The organism is Mesorhizobium sp. M2C.T.Ca.TU.002.02.1.1, assembly GCF_003997225.1.
This window is the reverse complement of the sequence record NZ_RZTO01000416.1, coordinates 1-5,457: the sequence shown is the minus strand read 5'-3', so window position 1 is coordinate 5,457 and position 5,457 is coordinate 1. Positions and strand designations below refer to the sequence as shown.

The window sequence follows — 5,457 nt, the reverse complement described above, 5'->3', positions numbered from 1 at the left end:
GTGAAGGCGGCAATGGTGCTCGCCGTTTCCGCGCTGCTGCTCAGCGCCATCATCTTGCCGGCAAAGATCAGCGCGGCGTGATTGGCCAGGAAGAAGCCAGCAGACCTTTTTGCCTGGCAAATCATCCAGCAGGCGCCTGCCGCGAAGACGACAATGGCCGCATCGAGCGCCATCGATCCACCGAAATAGACATGCGCCTGCTGCCAGAACATGGTCGAGAACGGGCGCAGTTCGAGCCAGGCATGCCACACGGCGGGGCTCGCCGGATAGAAGCCGAGAAGCAGCGCCGCCATGCGCTCCGCCGCCAGCAGAAGCAGCATCAGGGCAGGAAAGGCAAAAAGCAGTATCGGCTTGCGCATCATGTCATCCCCTCGACATCCGATGACCGATTCTAGGCGGCATTGGTTGCGCGACACTTAACGCAACGCCTTGCTTTTCAAGGAATGTCGCTCGTATCTAATGTATGATCCGGTTCAACGGTCGGGGGTGGCGCCGTGTCGGCGGGAGCTAACGGGTTGGGCTCGGACAACATCATCGACAGCCGGTCCGATGCCGCGGAGTGCCGCGTGAGCCAGGCGAACCCGCCCGGCCGCCCGCTGCTGGCGTTCGCTCTCGGCAGCCTCGGGCTGCTCGCAGGCGTGGTGCTGATCGTCGAGGGCGGGCGCCGGCTGCCGCCCGACCCGCCTTCGATCGCGCCGGTCCAGGGCACCGGCGACCCGGTGCCGGCCTCGCCTACCCCGATGCACGACAGTCGACCGGGCCAGCCGGCGCGCAGGATCGCCGAGGACCTCATCGCGCCGCCGCCGCTCGACCCATCCGGGATCGAGCGCATCGAGCCGCGCCCGCCGCTCGGCGAACTCGGGCTTGCAACGGCGCCGAAGACGCCGATGCCGCAGGATTGGCGTGAGACGCTGCTCTTCCGCCCGGTCGCGACCTCCTCGGCGGTCTTCGAAGCCATGGGACGCACGGTCGCCATCAGCGGCACGGTCGACATAGACCCCGACAGGACCTGCACGTTCGACAACACCGCCTGGCCCTGCGGCCAGCGGGCGCGGGCCGCCTTCAACGCCTGGCTGCGCGGCCGGGCGCTCAAATGCCTGCTGCCGCCGGATGCCGACCGCTTCGCCATCGCCGCGCCCTGCGCCCTCGGCAAGCAGGATGTCGGCGCCTGGCTGGTTTCCAACGGCTGGGCGATGGCCGCTCCCGCCGGCATTTACGGCAAGGCGGAAGCGGTGGCGAGAAACGCCCGGATGGGCATTTTCGGCCCACCGCAATAGCACAGCCGCGGGAAAGTCGGCAGCCGGCTCCGTCGCGGACCTTGCGTGAAAGCAGAATGGTCAGGGCGGTTCAGCACTTCTAATACCTAGACCGGTTTAACGGCAGCCAAGGCGCCGTATCCGCCGCTTGCCATGGAGAAGATGCCGACTTGCATCAAATTGTACGCTTCCCTGACACCGAAATCGTAACGGACCTCCTGTAAGCCGATGCGTCGAACAGGAGATTGGCCCTTGACCACGAAAACACCGACCGCGCCGGCTCAAACGTGGAAGCAACTCGTCTTGCTGGCCGTGCTTGGCACCGCCGCCTGCGTCGGCCTTTCGCTTGCGCTGAACTACCTGCTGCTTTTCAGCGACAGCCTGACGCCATTCGGCCGCGGGGCCGTTACGGCAATCGTCGTGCCGATCGTCATCGGTCTGCCGCTGTTTGCCCTCATCGGCTGGCAGCAGAGCGAGATCCGCCGCTACCGGCAGGAACTCACCAGGTCCGGCACCTATGACCAGTTGACCGGCTGCCTGAACGGCAAGGTGTTCACCTCGATGGTCGACAGGAGGGCGCAGAGACCGGCCGGTCCGCGCTCGGGCGCCTTTCTCGTCATCCATCCGGAACATCTGGCATCGATCAACCTGCGTTTCGGTCTCGAATGGGGCGACGAAGCCTTGCGGCTGATCGCATCGGCCATCCGATCGGCAGTGCGCAAGGACGATCTGATCGGGCGGCTCGGAACCTCGATGTTCGGCGTCTTCCTGCCGGGCGCGAGCGAAGAGGACGCCAAGGACATCGGCGAGCGCATTCGCGGCACGGTCGGCGGGATCTATTTCGCTCCGAAAGGCGACAAGGACGTGCTTGCGATCAAAGTCGGCGGGGTCGTCTTCGAACATGAGCTGGACTTCGAGGACATGTTCCGCTTCGCGGAGGAAGGCATGGCCGAAGCCCTGGATGAATCCGGTCTTCGGCTGTCGCATGTCACCAACTGAGCCGGCGAACGGAACCCAATGACCTGCACGAGCGACAACGCCTCGGCGGATCGTTCTTCAAAAGCAGGCCTGGTCGTTTATGCCTCAGATACCGCCCATGCAGAGATACTTCATCTCGAGGTAGTCCTCGAGGCCGTGCCGGGACCCCTCCCGCCCGATGCCTGACTGCTTGACCCCGCCGAAAGGCGCGGCCTCCGAGGACATGCGTCCGGTGTTGATACCCACCATGCCATATTCGAGGGCCTCCGCCACACGCCAGACCCGCTTCAGGTTGGAGGCATAAAAATAGGCAGCGAGACCGTAGATCGTGTCGTTGGCCTCACGCACGACCTGATCCGCATCCTCGAAGCGGATGACGGGGGCCAACGGCCCGAATGTCTCCTCCTGCGCCACCGTCATGGCGCTGGAGATATCGGTAAGGACCGTCGGTTGGAAAAAAGTGCCGCCCGCGCCAATCCTACCTCCGCCGCAGCGGATCGCGCCCCCTTTTCCCACGGCATCGGCGATGTGGGATTCGATCTTGGCCAAGGCGTGGCCGTCGATCAGCGGGCCGATGGCGACGGCCGGATCGAAACCGTCACCGACCCGAAGCTGGCGAACCCGTTCGACGAATTTATCGACGAACTCGTCATGAACGCCCGACTGCACGTAGAGGCGGTTGGCGGAAACGCAAGTCTGACCGGCATTGCGGAACTTCGCCTGGATCGCCCCGTCCACGGCAGCGTCGATGCCGGCGTCGTCGAAGACGATGAAAGGCGCATTGCCGCCCAGCTCTAGGCTGACCTTCTTGATCTGGTCCGAGCACTGGCGCATGAGCAGGCGCCCGACTTCGGTCGATCCGGTGAAGCTGATCTTGCGCACCTTGGGATTGTGGCAGAGCTCACGTCCCACGGCGGCGCCCTCGGAGGCGTAGACAAGGTTCACCACACCGTCGGGAAAGCCGGCCTCGGCGGCGAGCGCGAACATGGCGCCTGCGACCAGCGGCGTCTGCTCGGCAGGCTTCAGCACGATCGCGCAGCCCGCCGCCAGCGCCGGCGAGATCTTGCGCGCCACCATCGATGCGGGAAAATTCCACGGCGTGATCGTGCCGACGACGCCGATGGGCTGCTTGATCACCAGCATGCGGCGGTCCGTCGAGGGCGCAGAGATCGTCTCGCCATAGATACGGTTGGCCTCTTCGGCGTACCATTGCAGATAAGCGGCCGCATGCGAGACCTCCGATCTGGCTTCGGCAAGCGGCTTGCCCATCTCGGCGGTGAGAATTGCGGCAAGGTCGTCGGTATGGGTGACGATCAGCTGGTGCCACTGCCACAGCATTTCGCTGCGCTCCCGAGCGGTCAGCGCCGCCCATTCGGCCTGGGCGGCATAGGCCTTGTCGATCGCCGCGCGCGTCTCCTCGACGCCCATGTCGGGAAGTTCCGCCAACAGCTCGCCGGTCGATGGATTGAAGACCTCAAAGGTGCGTCCGCCAGCCGGCGCGCCCAGCGCCGGCACACGGTCGATCGCGCCGAACAGGTCGGGGGTTTTCAAATGGCGGGTCATCGGCAGGCGCAGGGGCAATACCGCTTTCCTTCTCTTCGGGCTGGCGTATCGGAAACACCACCATGTATTGCGCAGGCGCCGGTTTCATAGGGCCTGGGAAGGATGGCGGTAGACCCACCCTGCGTCCTCGAAGTGCATCGGGTGCGGCGCGGCTGAGATCGCGTTGGGAAAGCTGGTGCTGCGAGAGAGGATTGAACTCTCGACCTCTCCCTTACCAAGGGAGTGCTCTACCACTGAGCTACCGCAGCCTGCGATGGCGGCGCTTCTGCCATATCGAACCGGTAAGCGCAAGGCCAAGAAAAACCCAAAAGCGTCGCATCTGATTCCTGGCCGCGTTATGCGGTTTGGGGCGGTATGCCTGGCCGATCCACAGCCTGAAACGCGACCGACGGCCCACTTTCATGACATAGGCGCGTTAAAATGTTAGCCATTGCGGATTCGTGGCCGGCTGAGCCTCCGGTCAGGGCTGGATGATGAACGACAAGACAAATCCACCGAAAAAGGACGAAGCCGCGCGCAAGGAACGGCTGGCCGAGGCGCTGCGCGCCAATCTGCAGAAGCGCAAGGCGCAGACGCGGTCGCGGCGCGCGGGCGATGCCGATCAGCGGTCGGAAGGCTTGCCGGCTGCTGGAAAAATGCACAAGGACTGACCAAATCAGCCATACTGCCCGGCCATAGTCGGTCCGGTTTTAGGAAAATCCTATTTCTTGAACCAAGCCGGCCAATGGTCTAAGCCGGGCATACTCAACCGATTGAAGCGGCCTGTTCGGGGCCGAGGGGACATTTTCTTATGGATCGCATCAGAATTGTCGGCGGCAACGAGCTGGCCGGTACCATTCCGATCTCGGGCGCCAAGAACGCGGCATTGCCGCTGATGATCGCCTCGCTGCTCACCGACGACACGCTGACGCTCGAAAACGTGCCGCATCTGGCCGATGTCGAGCAGTTGATCCGCATCCTCGGCAATCACGGCGTCGATTATTCCGTCAACGGCCGGCGCGAGAGCCAACAGAAAGGCTATTCGCGCACGATCAATTTTTCGGCCCGCAACATCGTCGACACCACCGCGCCTTACGAACTGGTGTCGAAGATGCGCGCCTCTTTCTGGGTGATCGGCCCGCTGCTTGCCCGCATGGGCGAGGCCAAGGTGTCGCTGCCCGGCGGCTGCGCCATCGGCACGCGCCCGGTCGATCTGTTCCTCGAAGGTCTGCAGGCACTGGACGCCGAGCTCGACGTCGACAACGGCTATGTCGTGGCCAAGACCCGGAACGGCCGCCTCCACGGCAATCGCTACGTGTTTCCGAAAGTGTCGGTCGGCGCCACCCACGTGCTGATGATGGCGGCCTCGCTCGCCAAGGGCGAGACGGTGCTGGAAAATGCCGCGCGCGAGCCGGAAATCGTCAATCTCGCCGAGTGCCTGATCGCCATGGGCGCCAAGATCCACGGCGCCGGCACCTCGACCATCACCATCCAGGGCGTCGAGGCGCTTTCTGGCGCTCGCGTGCGCGTCATTCCGGACCGCATCGAGACCGGCACCTATGCCATGGCGGTGGCGATGACAGGCGGCGACGTGATGCTGGAAGGCGCGCGGCCCGACCTGTTGCAGACGGCGCTCGACGTTCTCGTCGAGACCGGCGCCGAGATCACGCCGACCAATGAG

The 5,457-nt window shown here is 64.3% G+C and carries 6 protein-coding genes and 1 tRNA gene; 4 read left to right on the top strand and 3 right to left on the bottom strand.

Annotated features, from left to right (window positions below; genetic code table 11):
* The coding region (locus EOD07_RS20910; protein ID WP_127236815.1) for a hypothetical protein at nt 1–359 on the bottom strand (359 nt) is incomplete at its 3' end.
* 207 nt (nt 360–566) lie between these two features.
* Between EOD07_RS20910 and EOD07_RS20905 the strand changes: the two genes are divergently transcribed.
* Entirely contained in the window at nt 567–1,277 is a 711-nt protein-coding gene (locus EOD07_RS20905) for a thermonuclease family protein (protein ID WP_245470357.1), read from the top strand.
* Between the two features lie 231 nt (nt 1,278–1,508).
* Nucleotides 1,509–2,255 (top strand): GGDEF domain-containing protein, encoded by a 747-nt coding sequence (locus EOD07_RS20900; RefSeq protein WP_245470356.1) that lies wholly within the window; start codon nt 1,509–1,511, stop codon nt 2,253–2,255.
* 84 nt (nt 2,256–2,339) lie between these two features.
* Here EOD07_RS20900 and EOD07_RS20895 read toward each other — a convergent pair whose 3' ends face one another.
* Together EOD07_RS20895 and EOD07_RS20890 are read right to left on the bottom strand one after the other, a co-directional pair.
* Nucleotides 2,340–3,815, bottom strand: a complete 1,476-nt coding sequence (locus EOD07_RS20895; RefSeq protein ID WP_127236813.1) for an NAD-dependent succinate-semialdehyde dehydrogenase — start codon at nt 3,813–3,815, stop codon at nt 2,340–2,342.
* Between the two features lie 155 nt (nt 3,816–3,970).
* Nucleotides 3,971–4,045, bottom strand: a tRNA-Thr gene (locus EOD07_RS20890).
* A gap of 225 nt (nt 4,046–4,270) precedes the next feature.
* Here EOD07_RS20890 and EOD07_RS37730 point away from each other — a divergent pair.
* Together EOD07_RS37730 and EOD07_RS20885 are read left to right on the top strand one after the other, a co-directional pair.
* The gene (locus EOD07_RS37730; RefSeq protein WP_164772396.1) at nt 4,271–4,447 is read left to right on the top strand and encodes a hypothetical protein; all 177 of its coding nucleotides are present in this window, start codon (nt 4,271–4,273) and stop codon (nt 4,445–4,447) included.
* 140 nt (nt 4,448–4,587) lie between these two features.
* Nucleotides 4,588–5,457: UDP-N-acetylglucosamine 1-carboxyvinyltransferase (locus EOD07_RS20885; RefSeq protein WP_127236812.1), on the top strand; the 870-nt coding region annotated here is incomplete at its 3' end.